At 64.7% G+C, this 18,135-nt stretch carries 19 protein-coding genes; 8 read left to right on the forward strand and 11 right to left on the reverse strand.

Annotated elements, in window-relative coordinates:
- Positions 1-58: 58 nt before the first annotated feature.
- A complete protein-coding gene (cfaB, locus tag BMY68_RS15110) occupies positions 59-1,246 on the forward strand; it encodes a C17 cyclopropane fatty acid synthase CfaB (RefSeq protein ID WP_009041416.1) in 1,188 nt (395 codons plus the stop codon).
- 10 nt (positions 1,247-1,256) lie between these two features.
- Here the strand turns inward: cfaB and cls are convergent, their stop codons facing one another.
- On the reverse strand, positions 1,257-2,696 hold the full coding sequence (gene cls / locus BMY68_RS15115) for a cardiolipin synthase (RefSeq protein WP_085532703.1): 1,440 nt from the start codon (positions 2,694-2,696) through the stop codon (positions 1,257-1,259).
- A gap of 222 nt (positions 2,697-2,918) precedes the next feature.
- Between cls and BMY68_RS15120 the strand changes: the two genes are divergently transcribed.
- Positions 2,919-3,440, forward strand: coding sequence for a DUF3617 domain-containing protein (locus BMY68_RS15120; protein ID WP_007927620.1), 522 nt, complete (start codon positions 2,919-2,921; stop codon positions 3,438-3,440).
- 80 nt (positions 3,441-3,520) lie between these two features.
- Here BMY68_RS15120 and thrS read toward each other — a convergent pair whose 3' ends face one another.
- Genes thrS through folE2 form a run of 8 tightly spaced genes read right to left on the reverse strand, consistent with a single transcriptional unit; the run spans position 3,521 to position 11,117 of the window.
- Entirely contained in the window at positions 3,521-5,419 is a 1,899-nt protein-coding gene (gene thrS, locus BMY68_RS15125; protein WP_085532705.1) for a threonine--tRNA ligase, read from the reverse strand.
- Positions 5,420-5,462: 43 nt separating this feature from the next.
- Complete coding sequence (locus BMY68_RS15130; protein ID WP_085532707.1) at positions 5,463-6,800, reverse strand: dihydroorotase; 1,338 nt, start codon at positions 6,798-6,800, stop codon at positions 5,463-5,465.
- A gap of 2 nt (positions 6,801-6,802) precedes the next feature.
- Positions 6,803-7,363 carry a gamma carbonic anhydrase family protein gene (locus tag BMY68_RS15135; protein ID WP_053263163.1) on the reverse strand — a complete coding sequence of 187 codons (561 nt, stop codon included), beginning with the start codon at positions 7,361-7,363 and terminating at the stop codon, positions 6,803-6,805.
- The gene (gene hisI, locus BMY68_RS15140) at positions 7,360-7,797 is read right to left on the reverse strand and encodes a phosphoribosyl-AMP cyclohydrolase (RefSeq protein ID WP_009041411.1); all 438 of its coding nucleotides are present in this window, start codon (positions 7,795-7,797) and stop codon (positions 7,360-7,362) included. Before hisI ends, BMY68_RS15135 begins: the two co-directional genes overlap by 4 nt.
- Positions 7,794-8,678: a metal ABC transporter substrate-binding protein gene (locus tag BMY68_RS15145; RefSeq protein ID WP_085532708.1), complete on the reverse strand. Its 885-nt coding sequence runs from the start codon at positions 8,676-8,678 to the stop codon at positions 7,794-7,796. Before BMY68_RS15145 ends, hisI begins: the two co-directional genes overlap by 4 nt.
- An 11-nt stretch (positions 8,679-8,689) precedes the next feature.
- Positions 8,690-9,556 (reverse strand): metal ABC transporter permease, encoded by an 867-nt coding sequence (locus BMY68_RS15150; protein WP_085532710.1) that lies wholly within the window; start codon positions 9,554-9,556, stop codon positions 8,690-8,692.
- Positions 9,556-10,224 (reverse strand): metal ABC transporter ATP-binding protein, encoded by a 669-nt coding sequence (locus BMY68_RS15155; protein ID WP_085532713.1) that lies wholly within the window; start codon positions 10,222-10,224, stop codon positions 9,556-9,558. Before BMY68_RS15155 ends, BMY68_RS15150 begins: the two co-directional genes overlap by 1 nt.
- Complete coding sequence (folE2, locus tag BMY68_RS15160) at positions 10,221-11,117, reverse strand: GTP cyclohydrolase FolE2 (RefSeq protein ID WP_085533176.1); 897 nt, start codon at positions 11,115-11,117, stop codon at positions 10,221-10,223. Before folE2 ends, BMY68_RS15155 begins: the two co-directional genes overlap by 4 nt.
- Positions 11,118-11,246: 129 nt before the next feature.
- On the opposite strand from folE2, the gene BMY68_RS15165 reads away from it, so the two are divergent.
- Positions 11,247-12,467, forward strand: coding sequence for an N-acetylmuramoyl-L-alanine amidase (locus tag BMY68_RS15165; RefSeq protein ID WP_085532715.1), 1,221 nt, complete (start codon positions 11,247-11,249; stop codon positions 12,465-12,467).
- Positions 12,468-12,586: 119 nt separating this feature from the next.
- On the opposite strand, the gene BMY68_RS15170 is transcribed toward BMY68_RS15165, so the two are convergent.
- Entirely contained in the window at positions 12,587-12,967 is a 381-nt protein-coding gene (locus tag BMY68_RS15170; RefSeq protein ID WP_085532717.1) for a glutamine synthetase, read from the reverse strand.
- A 134-nt stretch (positions 12,968-13,101) separates the two neighbouring features.
- On the opposite strand from BMY68_RS15170, the gene dksA reads away from it, so the two are divergent.
- The 4 genes from dksA (at position 13,102) to BMY68_RS15190 (ending at position 16,575) form a co-directional block, all read left to right on the forward strand.
- A complete protein-coding gene (gene dksA, locus BMY68_RS15175) occupies positions 13,102-13,506 on the forward strand; it encodes an RNA polymerase-binding protein DksA (protein WP_009041405.1) in 405 nt (134 codons plus the stop codon).
- A gap of 33 nt (positions 13,507-13,539) precedes the next feature.
- Positions 13,540-14,748, forward strand: a complete 1,209-nt coding sequence (gene zigA / locus BMY68_RS15180; RefSeq protein ID WP_009041404.1) for a zinc metallochaperone GTPase ZigA — start codon at positions 13,540-13,542, stop codon at positions 14,746-14,748.
- On the forward strand, positions 14,748-15,446 hold the full coding sequence (locus BMY68_RS15185) for a DUF1826 domain-containing protein (RefSeq protein ID WP_085532719.1): 699 nt from the start codon (positions 14,748-14,750) through the stop codon (positions 15,444-15,446). Before zigA ends, BMY68_RS15185 begins: the two co-directional genes overlap by 1 nt.
- Positions 15,447-15,612: 166 nt before the next feature.
- Positions 15,613-16,575, forward strand: coding sequence for a CobW family GTP-binding protein (locus tag BMY68_RS15190; RefSeq protein ID WP_085532721.1), 963 nt, complete (start codon positions 15,613-15,615; stop codon positions 16,573-16,575).
- A gap of 131 nt (positions 16,576-16,706) precedes the next feature.
- Here BMY68_RS15190 and BMY68_RS15195 read toward each other — a convergent pair whose 3' ends face one another.
- Complete coding sequence (locus BMY68_RS15195) at positions 16,707-17,102, reverse strand: DUF3301 domain-containing protein (protein ID WP_007927603.1); 396 nt, start codon at positions 17,100-17,102, stop codon at positions 16,707-16,709.
- A 116-nt stretch (positions 17,103-17,218) separates the two neighbouring features.
- Here BMY68_RS15195 and pdxY point away from each other — a divergent pair, with 116 nt between their 5' ends.
- Positions 17,219-18,091, forward strand: a complete 873-nt coding sequence (pdxY, locus tag BMY68_RS15200) for a pyridoxal kinase PdxY (RefSeq protein WP_007927602.1) — start codon at positions 17,219-17,221, stop codon at positions 18,089-18,091.
- Positions 18,092-18,135: the final 44 nt, after the last annotated feature.

Genomic DNA, 18,135 nt, shown 5'->3' on the forward strand with positions numbered 1-18,135 from the left:
GCTAATTTTTCAGTATGGTCTAACCTCACTCAGACGTCTGAAACAAGGGGGATTATCCATGCTCGCGCAACTTCCACCGGCCTTACAGAATCTGCAACTACCGCTACGCCTGCGACTCTGGGATGGCCATGAGTTCAACCTGGGGCCGGCGCCCAGCGTTACTATTGTGGTCAAGGACCCGCAACTGGTCACCCAGCTCGCCCATCCCACTCTCGACGCGCTGGGGGCGGCGTTCGTCGAGGGCAAACTTGAGCTGGAAGGCTCTATCAGCGAAGTCATCCGGGTTTGCGATGAACTGAGCCAGGCACTGCTGGACGGCGAGGAAGAAGTGCTGCCGGTACGTTCCCTGCACGACAAGGCCACCGATGCGGCCGCCATCTCCTACCACTACGACCTTTCCAACGACTTCTACCAGCTGTGGCTCGACAGCGACATGGCCTATTCCTGCGCCTATTTCGAGACCGGCAGTGAAAGCCTGGAACAGGCCCAACAGGCCAAGTTTCGCCACCTGTGCCGCAAGTTGCGCTTGCAGCCCGGCGAATACCTGCTGGATGTCGGTTGCGGCTGGGGCGGGCTGGCGCGGTATGCGGCGCGAGAATTCGGGGCCAAGGTCTTCGGTATCACCCTGAGCAAGGAACAGCTGGCGCTGGCCAGGGAGCGGGTGGCCGCCGAAGGCTTGCAGGACCTGGTGGAACTGCAACTGCTGGACTACCGCGACCTGCCCCAGGACGGCCGCTTCGACAAGGTGGTGAGCGTCGGCATGTTCGAGCACGTGGGCCACGCCAACCTGGCGCAGTACTGCAAGACACTGTTCGGCGCGGTGCGCGAAGGCGGCCTGGTGATGAACCACGGGATCACCGCCAAGCATACCGATGGACGTCCCGTGGGCCGTGGAGCCGGCGACTTCATCGAGAAGTATGTGTTCCCCAACGGCGAGCTGCCGCACCTGGCGATGATTTCGGCCGAGATCAGCGAAGCGGGGCTGGAGATCGTCGACGTGGAAAGCCTGCGCCTGCATTACGCCCGTACCCTGGACCACTGGAGCGAGCGCCTGGAAGACAACCTGGAAGCCGCCTCCCGGCTGGTGCCGGAACAGGCCTTGCGCATCTGGCGCTTGTACCTGGCCGGCTGTGCCTATGCCTTCGCCCGTGGCTGGATCAACCTGCACCAGATTCTCGCGGTCAAGGCTCACGCTGATGGCAGTCATGAGCTGCCCTGGACTCGCGACGACCTGTATTACTCGTGAAACACCGACGCTAAAGAATCGGTGAAATAAGCCGGGCCACCCGCATGCCAAGCTGTTGCAGGCGGTGGGTTTCCCGGCTTTCTTCTTTGGCGATTTCGCGGGAACGCTCGAAGTCGAGGTTGAGCATCTGTTCCACCTCCCTGGCGAAGGCTTCGTCCACGGTCAGCAACATCACCTCGAAATTCAGGCGGAACGAGCGGTTGTCCAGGTTGGCGCTGCCGATCGCGCTGATTTCGCTGTCGATCAGCACCACTTTCTGGTGCAGGAAACCCGGCTGGTAACGGAACACCCGCACCCCGGCGCGTACGGCTTCGAAGGCGTACAGGCTGGACGCCGCGTAGACGATCCGGTGGTCCGCGCGCGACGGCAGCAGGATCCGCACATCCACCCCGCGCAGGGCGGCCAGGCGCAAGGCGGCGAACACGGCTTCGTCGGGAACGAAATAGGGGCTGGTGATCCACACCCGTTCGGTCGCCGCGTGGATGGCTTCGACGAAGAACAGCGAGCAGGTTTCATAAGGGTCCGCCGGGCCGCTGGCCAGCACCTGGCACAGCACGCCGTCGTCGGGGTAGGTGTCCGGCAGGATCAGCGGCGGCAATTGCCGCGAGGCCCAGAACCAGTCTTCGGCGAAGGATTCCTGCAGGCAGGCCACCACCGGACCGCTGACCGAAACATGGGTATCGCGCCAGGGCGCCAGAGGCGGTTTTTTTCCCAGGTATTCGTCGCCCACGTTATGCCCGCCGACAAACCCCAGCAGGCCATCCACCACCACAATCTTGCGGTGGTTGCGGAAGTTGACCTGGAAGCGGTTGAGCCAGCCGCTGCGGGTGGCGAAGGCATGCACCTGGATGCCGGCATCGCGCAGTGGCTGCACATAGGAGTGGGGCAGGGAATGGCTGCCGATGCGGTCGTAGAGCAGGTGGATCGCCACGCCTTCGCTGACCTTTTTCAGCAGCAGGTTTTGCAGGCGTCGGCCAAGATCGTCGTCGTGGATGATGAAGAACTGGATCAGCACTGCTGTGCGGGCGCGTTCGATGGCCGCGAAAATTGCGGCGAAGGTGGCATCGCCGTTGACCAGCAGTTGTACATGGTTGCTGGCCAGGCAGGGCATGCGGCCCAGCTTGGGCATGGCCCGCAGTGAGGTGTAGGCGGCGGAGGCGCGGGCGCTCAGGGCCTCCTCGATCCAGGGGCGCCAGTTCAGCTCGTTGATCGCCTTGCGCATCTCCAGGTTGGCCTGGCGCCGGGCCTTGATATAGGCATCGAAGGTGCTGCGGCCGAACACCAGATAAGGGATAAGGGTCAGGTACGGCATGAACAATAGCGACAGGGCCCAGGCGATGGAGCCTTGGGCGGTCCTGACGGTCAGCACGGCGTGGATGGCGGCGATCAGGCCGAGAAAGTGCAGGGTGGCAATCAGATAGCCAAAAATATGTGGGCCAAAATAATCCATGGGGACAGCCTTGCTCCTGAAGATTCAATGCTGGGGTCCGTATGAAAAGCGGCGCGCCGGGCGCCTTCGGCGCTACGTGCAAACAGGCGCGGCCTTGCTCGCCAACTCTTCGTTGCAGACCCTAACAGACCATGTTCGAGCATGATTGTCGCTAATTAATTCGCCATGCAACGCCGCTGCATTTCTGGCGTCTAACGGCCACTACTGTCTAGGAGTCATTCGATGAAGCTTCGTCTACTGGGTTTGGCCATGGCCGCCGTTGTCTCGCTTCCGCTGGCCGCGCAGGCCCAGATGCTGCAACCGGGCCTGTGGGAACTGACCACCAGCAACATGAAAGTCGATGACCAGAGCCTGCCGGACCTGTCGTTGATTCTCGGTCAGTTGCAACAACAGCTGACGCCCGAGCAACGGGCGCAGTTGGAGAAGCAGGGCGTGACCATGGGCGGCAAGGGCATCCGCGTGTGCCTGACGCCGGAGCAGGTGAAGTCCGACACCATCCCGCTACAGGACCCGCAATCGGGTTGCCGCCAGGAGGTCACCGACCGCACCTCCAACCAGTGGAAGTTCCGCTTCAGCTGCCCGAAAGCCCAGGGCTCGGGCGTGGCGAAATTCCTCAGCGATCGTGAGTTCACCACCAACGTCATTGGCACCTTCAATGCCACCGGCTTCCAGCAGAAGGGCAGCATGGACACCCGCGCGGTGTGGCTGGGGCAGGATTGCGGGACGGTCAAGCCAAGAGCCTAAGAGCATCGCGAGCAAGCTCGCTCCTACAGGGGATCGCATTAAACCTGTAGGCGCGAGCTTGCTCGCGATGGCGTCCGTCGCTACAACTGCGACCGCAAGCGCTCCATCACCTCGCTCACCGCCCACCGCCCCAGGTCCTCGCCATTGCGGCTGCGCAAGCTGACAAATCCCCCGTCCTTTTCCTTGTCGCCCACCACCAGCAGGTACGGCACCTTTTGCAGGCTGTGCTCGCGGATTTTGTAGCTGATCTTCTCGTTGCGCAGGTCGGCGCTGGCTCGCAGGCCCTGGCGCGACAGGCTGTCGGCCACCGACCGGGCATAGTCCGCCTGGCCTTCGCTGATGTTGATCACCACCGCCTGCCGCGGCGCCAACCAGCAGGGCAGGGCGCCGCTGTAATGCTCGATGAGGATGCCGATAAAACGCTCCAGGGAACCGAACAGCGCGCGATGCAGCATCACCGGGCGCTGGCGTTCGCCGTGCTCGTCGATGTAGCTGATATCGAAACGTTCCGGCAGGTTGAGATCGACCTGCAGGGTGCCGCATTGCCAGTCGCGGCCGATGGCGTCGCGCAGCACGAACTCCAGTTTCGGGCCGTAGAACGCGCCTTCGCCGGGGTTGATCCGGTAGTCGATCGCCATCGTTTCCAGGGCGCCGGACAAGGCGCCTTCCAGCTGGTCCCACAGCGCGTCGCTGCCGATGCGATGGGCCGGCCGGGTGGAGAGCTTGACCGCGACGTCGTGGAAGCCGAAGTCGCGATAGATGTCGAAGACCAGGGCGATGGTGCTCGCGCATTCCGCCTGCATCTGCGCCGGGGTGCAGAAGATGTGCGCGTCGTCCTGGGTGAAGTGGCGCACCCGCAGCAACCCGTGCAACGCGCCGGAGGGTTCGTAGCGATGCACCTTGCCGAACTCGGCGATGCGCAGCGGCAGGTCGCGGTAGCTTTTCAGGCCGCGGCTGAAGATCGACACCGCGCCGGGGCAGTTCATCGGCTTGAGGGCGAACACCCGCTGGTCTTCGGTGGTGGTGCTGAACATATGGTCGCGGTAGTTCTGCCAGTGCCCGGAGGTTTCCCAGAGGCTGCGATCCATCACGTCCGGGGTGTTCACTTCCTGATAGCCGGCCTGGTCCTGGCGCCGGCGCATGTAGCCGATCAGTTGCTGGAACAGGGTCCAGCCCTTGGCATGCCAGAACACCGAGCCCGGCGCGCAGTCGTCGAAGTGGAACAGGTCCAGTTGTTGCCCGAGCTTGCGGTGGTCGCGTTTGCCGGCTTCTTCCAGGCGGGTCAGGTAATCCTTGAGATCTTTCTGGGTGGCCCAGCAGGTGCCGTAGATCCGTTGCAGCGGGGCGTTCCTGGCGTCGCCGCGCCAGTAGGCGCCGGCGACCTTGGTCAGCTTGAACGCCTGGAGGATGCCAGTGAATGGCACGTGGGGGCCTCGGCACAGGTCTTCGAAATCGCCCTGGCGGTACAGCGACAGCACCTGGTCCTGTGGGATGTCGTGGATCAGCTCGGCCTTGTAGTGCTCGCCCAGGCTGGCGAAGTATTCCAGGGCGTCGTCACGGCTCAGCTCGCGCCGGCGCACCGCATGGTTGGTCGCGGCCAGGCGGGTCATGCGCGCTTCGATGCGCTGCAGGTCGTCGGGGGTAAAGGGCCGTTCGTAGGCGAAGTCGTAAAAGAAGCCGTCCTCGATCACCGGGCCGATAGTGACCTGGGCCGAGGGGTACAATTCCTTCACCGCCATGGCCAGCAGATGCGCGCAGGAGTGACGCAGGATCTCCAGGCCCTCGGGCTCGCGGGCGGTGACGATGCTGACCCGGGCATCACCCTCGAGCATAAAGGAGCAATCCACCAGTCGATCGTTCACCCGGCCGGCGACGGCCGCCCTGGCCAGGCCGAGGCCGATGCTCGCGGCCACCTCGTACACGGAAAGCGGCTGGTCGTACTCACGTTGTGAGCCGTCGGGCAGGGTGATGTGAATCATCGGGTGTTCCTTGGTGTTCCAGGGGAGGGGTTCAGGGAAGGGATCAGCGGGTAAAACGCAGCGGCAGGCCCTGGCAGTTGTCGTACAGGCGCCCGGCGTGCCAGGCCAGTTGCCCCGATACCAGGGTGGTGTCGACGCTGTGCCGGAAATGCCGTTCGGCGAAGGGCGTCCAGCCGCACTGGGCGAGGATCGGTTGCCGGGCCACGGCGAGGCCCTCGGGCTCGGGCCTGATCAATACCAGGTCGGCCCAGTAGCCTTCGCGCAGGTAGCCGCGATCGGGAATGGCGAACAGGTCGGCGACCCGGTGGCTGGTTTTCTCCACCAGGGTGGTGATGGGCAGCACGCCGTCGGCCACCAGTTCCAGCAGGGCAGGCAGGGCGTGTTGCACCAGCGGCAGCCCGGCAGGCGCCTGGCGGTAGGGCAGCTGTTTCTGTACCCAGGTGTGCGGCGCGTGATCGCTGCCGATCACATCCAGGCGGTTGCCGAGCAAGGCCTGGCGCAGGGCGTCGCGGTCGGCGCGGGTCTTGATCGCCGGGTTGCATTTGATCAGGTGCTTGAGGCGCGCGTAATCACGATCGTCGAACAGCAGGTGGTGCAGGCAGACTTCGGCGGTGATGCGCTTTTGCGCCAGGGGCTGGTCTTCGAACAGTTCCAGTTCGCGGGCAGTGGTCAGGTGCAAGACATGCAGGCGAGTGCCGTGACGCCTGGCCAGATCCACGGCCAGCGACGAGGAGCGATAGCAGGCTTCGGCATCGCGGATCAGGGAGTGGGCCACGGCGGGAATCGCTTCGCCGAAACGCGCCTGCATGCGCCGCTCGTTGGCCTGGATGCTGGGCGTGTGTTCGCAGTGCGCCAGGAGAATGGTCGGCACCTCGGCGAACAACCGCTCCAGGACCTGCGGATCGTCCACCAGCATGTTGCCGGTGGAGGCGCCCATGAACACTTTGACCCCGGCCACCAGGCACGGATCGAGGGCGGCGATGGTGTCGAGGTTGTCGCGGCTGACGCCGAAGTGAAAGCCATAGTTGGCCACCGAGTGGATCGCCGCCCGGCGTTTCTTGTCCTCCAGCGCGGCCAGGGTCAGGGTTGCGGGCTGGGTGTTGGGCATGTCCATGAAACTGGTGATGCCCCCCGCCACGGCCGCCCGCGACTCGCTGTGGAAGCTGCCTTTCTCCGGCGCGCCGGGATCGCGGAAATGCACCTGGTCGTCGATCATGCCCGGCAGCAGCCACTGGCCCTGGGCATCGATCTCGGTGCGGGCATTCTCGCCTTCGATGCTGCTGGCGATCTTGACGATGCGCCCATGGTCCACCAGCAGGTCGGCGTCGAACTCGCGTCCTTCATTGACCAGCCGGGCGTTGCGAATCAGCACGCTGTGCATGTTCAGAACTCGTTCTGCAGGGCTTTGTAACCGCGCACCAGATCGACGTTGGTGCGCGCCACATCTTCGGAAAACTCCGAGGCGCTGACGCTGACCGGCGGGAACTGCGAGAGGTCGGTATTGGGCCCGATGCGGGTGGTGGAGGGCACGTAGAAGCCTTGCGGTAGGTCGCGGCCATCGACCACCGAGTTGTGTCGCACCACGCTGCCGTTGCCGACCGCGCAGTTGAACAGCACGCTGTTGAAGCCGATGAAGACCCGGTCGCCGACCGTGCACGGGCCATGGACGATGGAGCGGTGGGCGATGGAGGTGAACTCGCCGATGGTCACCGCCGCGCCGGATTTGGAATGGATCACCACGCCGTCCTGGATGTTCGAATTGGCGCCGATGACGATCGGGTCCATGGCGCCTTGCTCGTTGACTTCGTCGGCGCGGATCACCGCGTAGGGGCCGACGAATACGTTCTCGCCGATCACCACCTTGCCGCAGATGATGGCGGTCTTGTCGACATAGGCCGACTCGGCGATGACCGGCAGATCGCCGGAGGGGTTCTTGCGAATCATGCTGGGGTTTCCTGTAGCGGCGCGCTGATGACCTGCACCGCGCCGTCGCGAATGGCGTTGTAGAAACAGTTGGGGCGCCCGGTGTGGCAGGCCGGGCCTTGCTGGTCCACCAGCAGCAGGACGGCGTCGCCGTCGCAGTCCAGGCGCGCTTCGAGCAGACGCTGGCGATGCCCCGAGCTTTCGCCCTTGCGCCACAGTTGCCGGCGCGAGCGCGACCAGTAGCAGACCTGCCCGCTGGCCAGGGTCTCGGCCAGCGCCTTGCGGTTCATCCAGGCCAGCATCAGCACCTCGCCGCTGTCGTGCTGTTGGGCGATGGCGGCGATCAGGCCGTCGGCGTTCCACGGCAGCGCATCGAGCACTCCGGTGAGCGGCCAAACGCTGCCCAGGGGCGCACTTTCCAGATCGAGCATCGACAGTGGAGGGCGCTTGTTCATGGCTGGCTCAGGGCGTCGTACAGGGTGTTCAGGTTGTATTCGAACAACCCGGTGAAAGTGCTGGCTGGCCCCTTGGCGGCGAGGGCGTCGGAGTACAGGGTGCCGCCGATGTGGGCGCCGCTTTCGTCGGCGATCTGCTTGAGCAGGCGCGCGTCCTTGATGTTCTCCATGAACACCGCCTTGACCCTGGCGTTGCGGATCTGGGTGATCAGCGCCGCGACTTCGGCGGCCGAGGGTTCGCGCTCGGTGGACAGGCCTTGCGGGGCCATGAAGTCGATGCCATAGGCCTGCCCCAGGTAACCGAAGGCGTCGTGGGAGGTGACGATCTTGCGATTGCCCGGCGGCAGCGCGCCGAACTTGGCCTTGGCTTCGGCCAGCAGCGCGTAGATCCGTTTCAGGTAGGCCTGGCTGTTGCGTTCGTAATCAGCTTTGTTCGCCGGGTCGGCGGCGACCAGCGCCTTGGTGATGTTGCCCACGTAGAGTTCGGCGTTCGCCAGGTTGTGCCAGGCATGCGGGTCGGGCACGGTCTCGCCGTCCTCATCCAGCGAGCGCGGGATCACCCCTCGACTGGCGGTGATCACCGTGGCCCGGGTGCCGGTGCTGGCCACCAGGCGATCCAGCCAGGGCTCGAAACCCAGGCCGTTCTTGATGATCAGCCGGGCCTTGAGCAGGGCCTTGGCATCGTCCGGTGTCGGTTCGTAGGTGTGGGCGTCGGCGTCCGGGCCGACCATGTCGGTGATCTGGATGTGCTCGCCGCCGACCTGTCGGGTGATGTCGGCGAGGATGCTGAAGCTGGTGACCACGGCGAGTTTGTCCGCAGCCTGGGCGGGCGACAGCAACAACGGCAGCAACAGACTGAAGAGCACGAGTAGGGCACGCATCGGGGAACACCTCATGGGGATGTGAGCAAAGGCGGGCGGCGCAGCAGACCGTGCACCGGACCGAACACCACGGACAGCAGGTACAGGCCGCCCGCCACCAGGACGATGGCCGGGCCGCTGGGCAGCGAGTAGTGGAACGACAGCAACAGGCCGAGCCACACCGAGAGGCAACCGAGCACCGCGGCGATGCCGATCAGCACCGGCAGGCGGCGACTCCAGAAGCGCGAGGCGGCGGCCGGCAGCATCATCAGGCCGACCACCATCAAGGCGCCGATGGCCTGGAAACCGATCACCAGGTTCAGCACCACCAGGGTCAGGAACAGGCCGTGGGCGAGGGGGCCGAGGCGGCTGACGCTGTTGAGGAACAGCGGGTCGAGGGTGTCCAGCAGCAACGCTTTGTAGATCAGCGCCATGGCCAGCAGGCTGAACCCGGAGACCCAGAGCATGCCCTCCAGGGTCGGCCCGTCCACCGCCAGGGCCGAGCCGAACAGCAGGTGCAGCAGGTCCAGGCGTTTGCCGGCGAGGCCGAGAATCAGCACACCGCTGGCCAGGGAAATCGGGTAGATCGCGGCCAGGCTGGCGTCCTCGCGCAAGCCGGTGCGCCGGGTAATCCAGGCAGCGAGGCCGGCCATGCCGAGTCCGGCGCCAAGACCGCCGAGCGTCAGTGCCGGCAGGCTCAACCCGGCGAACCAGAAGCCCAGCGCCGCGCCGGGGAGGATGCCGTGGGCCACGGCGTCGCCGATCAGGCTCATGCGCCGCAGGATCAGGAACACTCCCAACGGTGCGGTGCTGCATGCCAGCGCCAGGCCGCCGAGCAATGCCCGGCGCATGAACACGAACTCGTGAAAGGGCTGCCAAAGCTGGGCGGCGGCGAGCATCAGGCCACCTGCATCTGAATGGGCTGGACGATCAGTTCCTCGCTGCTGCCGAACAGGCAACCGCTGGCTTTGATCAGCAGGGTCTGGGGGATGTGCTGGCGCACGGCGGCGAGGTCATGGCAGACCACGATTTGCGTGCGACCTTGCTGATGCCAGCTGTGGATGTGTTTCCACAACAGGGCCTGGCCCAGTTCGTCCAGGGCGGCGTGGGGTTCGTCCAGCAGCAACAGCGGGGCATCGGCGAGGCTCAGGCGGGCGAGTAGGGCGCGTTGCAATTCGCCGCCGGACAAGGCCATCAGCGGGCGTTGTTCCAGGCCGCTCAGGCACCAGTCTTCGAGCACCTGTTGCAAGCGTTCGGCACGCTGTTGCGCGCTTTGCCGATCGCCCCAGAAACCGGCGGCCACCAGTTCCTGCAGGGTGATGGGGAACTGCCGGTCGAGGTACTGCTGCTGTGGCAGAAAGGACAGGCCGCCACGGCGCGGGACCTGCAACTTGATATTCCCGGCCAAGGGCTTTTGCAGGCCGGCGATAACTTTCAGCAAGCTGCTTTTACCCGAGCCGTTGGCGCCGATGATGGCGGTCAGGCTGCCGGGCTCCAGCTCAAGATCGAGTGCTGGTGTCAGCGGCTGGCCGGGCGCGCCCCAACGCAGCGATTGCAGGCTGATCATGCGAGCTCCCAGTTCCAGCGGCTCTCGGCCACGGCGTCATGGGCGTGCAGGCTTTCGGCGTGCACCACGCGCACCTGGAAGGCGCAGATGCCTGGCGAACGTTGCAAGGCGAGGTTCAGGCGGCGCGCGGCGTCTTCGCAGAACATCAGGTTTTGCCCGTTGGCCAGGGCGAAGGCTTGTTCATCGGCGCGTTTCACCGCGGTTTGCACGGCGGTGCCGAGGGCGGCTTCGGCGTCGTTGATCGCCGCCATCAACGGCAACTCATCGAGAAAGTCATCCAGGCGCAACTGCAATTGCGCGGTGCTGCGCTGGCTGTGGGGCGTGGCGACTATGCCTTTCGAGGAGCCGAGCCAGGTCAGGATGTCTTCATGGTGCAGCGCCCGGTTGGCGAAATCATCGATGAATTGCTGCTGGATCAGCTGCCTGGAAAGCGCGGCTGAACAAGGGCACGTCGAGGAATAAGGCACCTCGATTTTTAGTTCCACGTGGAACATTGCGTTTTTCAGGTGCGCTTCGATGCTCACCGGATAGGTTTTCCAGCCGGCCAACGGGCTGATCAAGGCCGGGCGTTTCAGTAGCAGATCGGCATGAATTCGCAGGTAGGCACTGCTGGACAGACCGTCGTGGCTGTCGAGAAAACGTTGCAGTACCTGGCGCATCAGGGCCGGGGTGAGGTTTTCCTGTTCGAGCATTTCCAGCGCCAGATACAGGCGCGACATGTGAATGCCGCGAGCTTCGCCGTCGTCGAGGCTGACGCCGGCATCCGCTGTTGCGCCAATCCGCTGGCCATCAAACAACACAGGTAAGGCAATGCCACACATGCCCACCCACTCAAGGGGCAGGGCCTGGCGTGCGGCCTGCGCGGCGATATCCGGCAGAGTCAGCGCATTCATGAGCAGGTCCATCGTTGGAAACAATTCGCCATGTTATATTATAACAATGCGATCGAAGAAACCTTTTTCCTGAACGTTTTTTCACCAAGCCTTTCGAGTACGGATGCTCCTCAATCTGCGGTGTAAGTCATGCACAGACGTCAGTTGCTCAACCTGCTGTTGGCCAGCGCGGCCTTGGTTCTGCCTTTGGGGGTATCCGCCACCCAGATTCGCAACCTGCGGTTATGGAACTCGGCCGACAAGCTGCGCCTGGTGCTCGATCTGAGTGGGCCGGTGCAGTACAAGACCTTCACTCTCAGCGCGCCGGAGCGGCTGATCATCGACCTTCGCGGCGCGCAGCTCAGTGGCGATTTCAGCCAACTGGCCCTGGCCAACACGCCGATTCGCTCGATCCGTTCCGGGCACTTTGGCCAGGGCGATACGCGGATCGTCCTCGACCTCGCCGAACCGCTGCGGCTCGATAGCTTTTTGCTGCCGCCCCAGGACGGCCAGGGCCACCGCCTGGTGCTCGACCTGAGCAATGCCAGCCGTGCCCCGCAGCAGATCGCGGCGATCGCCGCTCCTGCTTTGCCGCGTGAAACACCGGTGGACCGGGCGCATCCCAAGCGCGACATCATCGTGGTGGTCGACCCGGGTCACGGCGGCAAGGACCCGGGGGCGGTCGGCGCCCGTGGCGAACGGGAGAAGGATGTGGTGCTGGCGATCGCCCAGCTGCTGGCCAAGCGGTTGAAGCGTGAGAAGGGCTTCGATGTGAAGCTGGTGCGCAACGACGATTTCTTCGTGCCGCTGCGCAAGCGGGTGGAGATCGCCCGCAAGCACAAGGCCGACATGTTTATCTCGGTGCATGCCGATGCGGCGCCACGCCTGACGGCGTCCGGGGCTTCGGTTTACGCGCTGTCGGAAGGTGGTGCGACGTCAGCCACCGCACGCTTCATGGCGCAGCGGGAAAACGGCGCCGACCTGCTGGGCGCCACCAGCCTGCTCAACCTGAAAGACAAGGACCCGATGCTCGCCGGGGTGATTCTCGACATGTCGATGAACGCGACCATTGCCGCCAGCCTGCAGTTGGGCGGCACCGTATTGGGCAGCCTAGCGGGCATCACCACCCTGCATCAGAAGCGCGTGGAACAGGCCGGTTTCGCGGTGCTCAAGTCCCCCGACGTGCCCTCGATCCTGGTGGAGACCGGCTTCATCTCCAACAGCCGCGACAGCCAGCGCCTGGTCACCGCGCGGCACCAGCAGGCGATTGCCGATGGGCTATTCGCGGGCTTGCAGAGCTACTTCCAGAAGAACCCGCCGGTGAACAGCTACATGGCCTGGTTGCAGGAACAGAAAAAAGCCCAGGCCTGACGCGGCCCAGCCTTCTTCTGTAGGAGCACAGCTTGCGTGCGATGAAGACGCTGCGGTGTATCAGCTATACCGCGTAAGCGTCCATCGCGGGTAAGCCTCGCTCCTACAAAATACTCTGCTTAGCAGCCAGTGATCCGGCTGCAAGTGAACTTGCCGCTGCTGCCGCCGGAGCTGGAAAAACGGTTGCGGGTGGTCCAGCCGACGCGCTGGCTGTAGCCGACCCAGGCCTCGCCGTCGGAGGCCAGGCCGGTAAAGAAGGTCAGTTGGCCGTAACGGCTGTTGGTCTGCGCCCAATAACGTTTGCCGGCGACCTCGAAACCCCGCAGATAAGTAGTACTGCCCGCGGCCGCGACGCTGTAGGCGTTGCCTTCGGCATCCACGCAGGCCAGCAGGTTGGCGCTGCGGGTGCAGGTGGCCAGGGCGCTGGGGACTTGCGCGATGGCGGTATCCGCGGCCAGCAGGGACAGGCTCAGCAGCGTGTATTTCAAGGCGTGGCGCATGGGGTTTCTCGGCTGGGGACGCTCAAGCATCCCGCCCTTCGTCGCGGGCGGCAAGAGAGGGTTGGCTTATTTGTATTGTTATAATATAACATTAAATAAAGCCTGATCCGTGACCCACCATGACTGAACGCCCGATGACCGAAGCGCAACTTCTCGCCCAGCCCGAGGCGGACTACATGAACGACGTCCAGCAGGCCTATTTCCGTGAACTGCTGCTGGCCCAGCGCGTCGAGCTGCAAGAGCGCATCGACGGCGAGTTCGAGATGTTGCGCGAGCAGGAACCCCACAGCGACCCCGCCGATATCGGCAGCGCTGAAGAGCAGCGTCAGTGGCAACTGCGCCTGCTGGAGCGGGAAAAGAAGCTGCTGGACAAGATCGACGAAGCCCTCGAACGCCTGGCCCGTGGCGAGTACGGCTGGTGCCGCGAAACCGGCGAGGCCATTGGCCTCAGGCGCCTGCTGCTGCGGCCCACCGCCACCCTGTGTATCGAAGCCAAAGAACGCCAAGAGCTGCGCGAACGCCATCAACGGGCGATCTGACCCAGCCACCCAGCCCCCGATGAGGATCACCTGATGACCGACCGTCTTCCCGTTACCGTGCTGTCCGGCTTTCTCGGCGCCGGCAAAAGCACGCTGCTCAACTACGTTCTGCGCAACCGCGACAACCTGCGGGTGGCGGTGATTGTCAACGACATGAGCGAAATCAACATCGACGGCAGCGAAGTGCAGCGCGATGTCAGCCTTAACCGCGCCGAAGAAAAACTGGTCGAAATGAGCAACGGCTGCATCTGCTGCACCCTGCGCGAAGACCTGCTGGAAGAGGTCGGCAAACTGGCCAGGGACGGGCGTTTCGATTACCTGCTGATCGAATCCACCGGCATCTCCGAGCCGCTGCCGGTGGCCGAGACTTTCACTTTTCGCGACGAAGCGGGGCAGAGCCTGGCCGATATCGCGCGCCTGGACACCATGGTCACCGTGGTCGACGGCATGAACTTCCTGCTCGATTACCAGGCCGCGGAAAGCCTGGCGTCCCGCGGCGAAACCCTGGGCGAGGAAGATGAGCGTTCGATCACCGATCTGTTGATCGAGCAGATCGAGTTCGCCGACGTGATCCTGATCAGCAAGATCGACCTGATCGGCAGCGACGAGCGCCAGGAACTGATCGCCATCCTCGAACGCCTCAATTCCCAGGCGGAAATCATCCCCATGGTGATGGGCGAAGTGCCGCTGGCGAAGATCCTCAACACCGGTCGTTTCGACTTCGAGCGCGCTGCCCAGGCGCCGGGCTGGTTGCAGGAGCTGCGCGGCGAGCACGTGCCAGAAACCGAAGAATACGGTATTGCCTCCAGCGCCTATCGGGCGCGGCGACCTTTCCATCCACAGCGCTTTTTCGATTTCATCAACCGCCCCTGGAGCAACGGCAAACTGCTGCGTTCCAAGGGCTTTTTCTGGCTCGCCAGCAAGCACCAGGAGGCCGGCAGCTGGTCCCAGGCGGGGGGGCTGATGCGTCATGGTTTCGCCGGACGCTGGTGGCGTTTCGTGCCGAAGCAGCACTGGCCGCAGGATGCGGAAAGCACCGCGGCGATCATGCAGAACTGGACCGCCGCCACCGGCGACTGCCGCCAGGAACTGGTGTTCATCGGCCAGAACATCGACTTCGCCCGGCTCACCGCCGAGCTCGACGATTGCCTGCTGACGGACGACGAAATGGCCTTGGGCGCGGAGGGCTGGCGCCTGATGCGCGACCCGTTCGGCCCCTGGCATGAAGAGGCCGCCGCCTGATGCTCTACCAACCACTGTCCCCTGTGGGAGCGAACCTGCTTGCGAAGCCGCTCCTGCGGCCAACCCTGCACAAGCCGATACGCCGCGAGGCTTGCGGCCCGGCCCCTATCGTCCTGGCCGAGGCGCTGGACGACGAGGTCAACCTGGCCCTGTGGCAGCGCCAGTTGCCGGCGCATATCGCCGATTTCGGCGCCTTGCTGCTGTCGCTGAACGAGCCGCTGGCCGAGTCGCTGTCGCTGGAATTCGACACCGAGGACGCCGAGCCGAACCTGCGCGGCCTGGCTTCTGGCTTCAGCGATCTGCAGGGCTACGATGGCTTTATCGCCGATGTCGCCTGGCTGGTCAGCGCCTTTGCCTGCCTGCTGGGCGCCAAGCGCGTCGGCCTGCGCCTGCGGGTGCTGGATAAGGCCATGTGCCCGCGCTTTCATGTCGACCATGTGCCGGTGCGGCTGATCACCACTTATGCCGGCGCCGGCAGCCAATGGTTGCGCGAGGGCGCGATGGACCGTCGGCAACTGGGCCAGGCCGAGGCCGAACCTACGGATGCCGCGCTGATCCAGCAGATGGCCAGCGGCGAGGTGGCCCTGTTCAAGGGCGAGAAATGGCTGGGCAACGAGGGCTTCGGCCTGATCCACCGCTCGCCGCAACCGGCCCCCGGCGAGCGCCGGCTGATCCTCACCCTGGACTGGCTCGGCTGACCCTGTAGCCGCTGCCGCAGGCTGCGATCGGCTCCGCAGGAGACGTGCTCTTGAGGCCCTCGGAAGGCGCTGCGCGTCTTATCGCAGCCTGCGGCAGCGGCTACGGGAATTTCGCTGCCGCGGCTTAGCGCGTAGGATCAATCACCTCCTTTCCGAGCGTTCCCCCATGCTGCACAACATCCCCACCCACGTCATCGCCGGCCCCCTCGGCGCGGGCAAGACCAGCCTGATCCAGCACCTGTTGGCGCAGCGTCCGGCCAATGAGCGCTGGGCGGTGCTGATCAACGAGTTCGGCCAGATCGGCCTGGACGCGGCGCTGCTGGCCCGGGACGAGGACGGTATCGCCCTGGGCGAGGTGGCCGGCGGCTGCCTGTGCTGTGTCAACGGCGCGCCGTTCCAGGTGGGCCTGGGGCGCCTGCTGCGCAAGGCCCGGCCCGACCGTCTGTTTATCGAGCCTTCCGGCCTGGGGCACCCGGCGCAGCTGCTCCAGCAATTGCGCGAGGCGCCCTGGCAAAAGGTCCTGGCTGTGCAACCTTGCGTGCTGGTCCTCGATGCCCAGGCGCTGGCGGCCGGCAAGCCGCTGCCGCAGGCCCAACAGGAAGCACTGTCCAGCGCCGGCCTGTTGCTGCTGAACAAGGACGAAGGGCTCGACGCGGCGCAGCGTCAGGGCATTCTCGAGCAGTTGCCGGCCTGTCCGCTGCTCTGGACTACCCGCGGGACCTTGGCGCTGGAGCGTTTGCCTGGCGTGGAGGCTCGCGCGGGGGCTGCCATCGAGGCCTTCGAAGTACCCAAGGGATTGGCACAGCTGCCGGCGATCTGGACTGATCCGGCCCAGCCCATCTGCCTGAGCCAGGCCCAGGAGGGCGGCTGGAGCATTGGTTGGCGCTGGCACCCGAGCCGGGTGTTCGATGTTCGGTGCCTCGAGCAATGGCTGGCGAGCCTTGATTGGCGTCGGGCCAAGCTGGTGGTCCATGGTGCCGATGGCTGGGTCTCGGGCAACGCCCTGGATAACGCCGCGCCGCACTGGCAAGCCAGCGAATGGCGCCGCGATTCACGTATCGAGCTGATCTTCAGCGAGCCGCAGGACGTGGCCGCCCTGCAACAGTCGTTGGCCAAGTGCTGCCAATAGCCCAACGCGGTCCGATGCTTCTGTAGGAGCGAAAAAATTGTCAACGATGACGCGTTTTGCCAGGAAAAATCGCCGCTTCGCGGCTATCGCGAGCAAGCTTCGCTCCTACAGGTGATCCAGGCGCTCCGGTGCTACTTGCTGCGCCCTTCGCGCCATTGGCTCAGTTCGATCACTTCGGCGCTGTGTGTCGGCACGGGTGGCGGCGCGGGCGTTGCAATCGGGTAGGGCGCCAGCTCGATCTGCGCGCTGTGGGCGCCGAACTGGGTGATGGTCCCCGCATGGCGGGTTTCGCCGGTGACGGTGAATTCGAAAGTGTAGATCCGGGCCAGGCGCCGGCGACCACTGGCGTCCCTGACGAAACCGATGCGCTTCAACGCCACGTTGCCGTCCAGCAGCTCGATATCGAGTCGCGCGCAATGCTGCTTGACCCTCTCCAGCGCCCGCTCGCGCAGGCCGTGGTTGTGCCATAGCCAGGCGGCGCCGGTCGCCAGCAGCATCAGCACGAAAATGTTTCCAAGGGTCAGCATGAGGTGCGCTCCAACGAAGTCGCACCAGCTTAACTGCGTCTTCGGTCTGTCGTACAGGTTGCGTTTAGTCGCATACTGCGCGGCTCGAATTTCAATCGTTTTACGGAATGACCCGAATGAAACGTACGCCTCATCTGCTTGCGATCCAGTCCCATGTGGTCTTCGGCCATGCCGGCAACAGCGCCGCGGTGTTTCCCATGCAGCGGGTCGGGGTGAATGTCTGGCCGCTCAATACGGTGCAGTTCTCCAACCACACGCAATACGGCCAGTGGGCCGGCGAGGTGCTGTCGCCGCACCAGATCCCGGAGCTGGTGGAAGGCATTGCCGCCATCGGCGAACTGGGCAACTGCGACGCGGTGCTGTCCGGCTACCTGGGCAGCGCGGCGCAGGGGCGGGCGATCCTTGGCGGCGTGGCGCGGATCAAGGCGACCAACCCCAAGGCCCTGTACCTGTGCGACCCGGTGATGGGCCACCCGGAAAAGGGTTGCAGCGTGCCCCAGGAGGTCAGCGACTTCCTGCTGGAAGAGGCGGCGGCCGTGGCGGATTTCCTCTGCCCTAACCAGCTGGAACTGGACAGCTTCGCCGGGCGCAAGCCGCAGTCGCTGTTCGACTGCCTGGCCATGGCACGGGCGCTGTTGGCGCGTGGCCCGAAAGCGGTGCTGGTCAAGCATCTGGATTACCCGGGCAAGCTGCCGGACGGCTTCGAGATGTTGCTGGTGACCGCCGAAGGCAGCTGGCACCTGCGTCGTCCGCTGCTGGCATTCCCGCGTCAGCCGGTGGGTGTGGGCGACCTGACTTCGGGCCTGTTCCTGGCCCGGGTGCTGCTGGGCGACAGCCTGGTGGCGGCGTTCGAGTTCACCGCCGCGGCGGTGCATGAAGTGCTGCTGGAAACCCAGGCCTGCGCCAGTTACGAACTGCAACTGATACGGGCCCAGGACCGGATCACCCATCCACGGGTGCGGTTCGAGGCGGTGCCGATCGAGCTGTAACGGTTGCCTGGGGGGCTTATCGCCAACAGGCTCGCTCGACAGAA

Origin of the sequence: Pseudomonas sp. NFACC41-3, assembly GCF_900109505.1 — a bacterium.
GTDB lineage: Bacteria > Pseudomonadota > Gammaproteobacteria > Pseudomonadales > Pseudomonadaceae > Aquipseudomonas > Aquipseudomonas chlororaphis.

What these genes read in the sequence shown, in the direction of transcription:
- zigA (WP_009041404.1), top strand. Translation starts at nt 13,540, where the DNA reads ATGACCGACCGTCTTCCCGTTACCGTGCTGTCCGGCTTTCTCGGCGCC.
- BMY68_RS15135 (WP_053263163.1), bottom strand. Translation starts at nt 7,363, where the DNA reads ATGATTCGCAAGAACCCCTCCGGCGATCTGCCGGTCATCGCCGAGTCG.
- cls (WP_085532703.1), bottom strand. Translation starts at nt 2,696, where the DNA reads ATGGATTATTTTGGCCCACATATTTTTGGCTATCTGATTGCCACCCTG.
- BMY68_RS15120 (WP_007927620.1), top strand. Translation starts at nt 2,919, where the DNA reads ATGAAGCTTCGTCTACTGGGTTTGGCCATGGCCGCCGTTGTCTCGCTT.
- BMY68_RS15130 (WP_085532707.1), bottom strand. Translation starts at nt 6,800, where the DNA reads ATGCACAGCGTGCTGATTCGCAACGCCCGGCTGGTCAATGAAGGACGC.
- BMY68_RS15145 (WP_085532708.1), bottom strand. Translation starts at nt 8,678, where the DNA reads ATGCGTGCCCTACTCGTGCTCTTCAGTCTGTTGCTGCCGTTGTTGCTG.
- thrS (WP_085532705.1), bottom strand. Translation starts at nt 5,419, where the DNA reads ATGATTCACATCACCCTGCCCGACGGCTCACAACGTGAGTACGACCAG.
- hisI (WP_009041411.1), bottom strand. Translation starts at nt 7,797, where the DNA reads ATGAACAAGCGCCCTCCACTGTCGATGCTCGATCTGGAAAGTGCGCCC.
- BMY68_RS15155 (WP_085532713.1), bottom strand. Translation starts at nt 10,224, where the DNA reads ATGATCAGCCTGCAATCGCTGCGTTGGGGCGCGCCCGGCCAGCCGCTG.
- BMY68_RS15165 (WP_085532715.1), top strand. Translation starts at nt 11,247, where the DNA reads ATGCACAGACGTCAGTTGCTCAACCTGCTGTTGGCCAGCGCGGCCTTG.
- pdxY (WP_007927602.1), top strand. Translation starts at nt 17,219, where the DNA reads ATGAAACGTACGCCTCATCTGCTTGCGATCCAGTCCCATGTGGTCTTC.
- BMY68_RS15185 (WP_085532719.1), top strand. Translation starts at nt 14,748, where the DNA reads ATGCTCTACCAACCACTGTCCCCTGTGGGAGCGAACCTGCTTGCGAAG.
- BMY68_RS15195 (WP_007927603.1), bottom strand. Translation starts at nt 17,102, where the DNA reads ATGCTGACCCTTGGAAACATTTTCGTGCTGATGCTGCTGGCGACCGGC.
- cfaB (WP_009041416.1), top strand. Translation starts at nt 59, where the DNA reads ATGCTCGCGCAACTTCCACCGGCCTTACAGAATCTGCAACTACCGCTA.
- BMY68_RS15190 (WP_085532721.1), top strand. Translation starts at nt 15,613, where the DNA reads ATGCTGCACAACATCCCCACCCACGTCATCGCCGGCCCCCTCGGCGCG.
- BMY68_RS15170 (WP_085532717.1), bottom strand. Translation starts at nt 12,967, where the DNA reads ATGCGCCACGCCTTGAAATACACGCTGCTGAGCCTGTCCCTGCTGGCC.
- folE2 (WP_085533176.1), bottom strand. Translation starts at nt 11,117, where the DNA reads ATGAATGCGCTGACTCTGCCGGATATCGCCGCGCAGGCCGCACGCCAG.
- dksA (WP_009041405.1), top strand. Translation starts at nt 13,102, where the DNA reads ATGACCGAAGCGCAACTTCTCGCCCAGCCCGAGGCGGACTACATGAAC.
- BMY68_RS15150 (WP_085532710.1), bottom strand. Translation starts at nt 9,556, where the DNA reads ATGCTCGCCGCCGCCCAGCTTTGGCAGCCCTTTCACGAGTTCGTGTTC.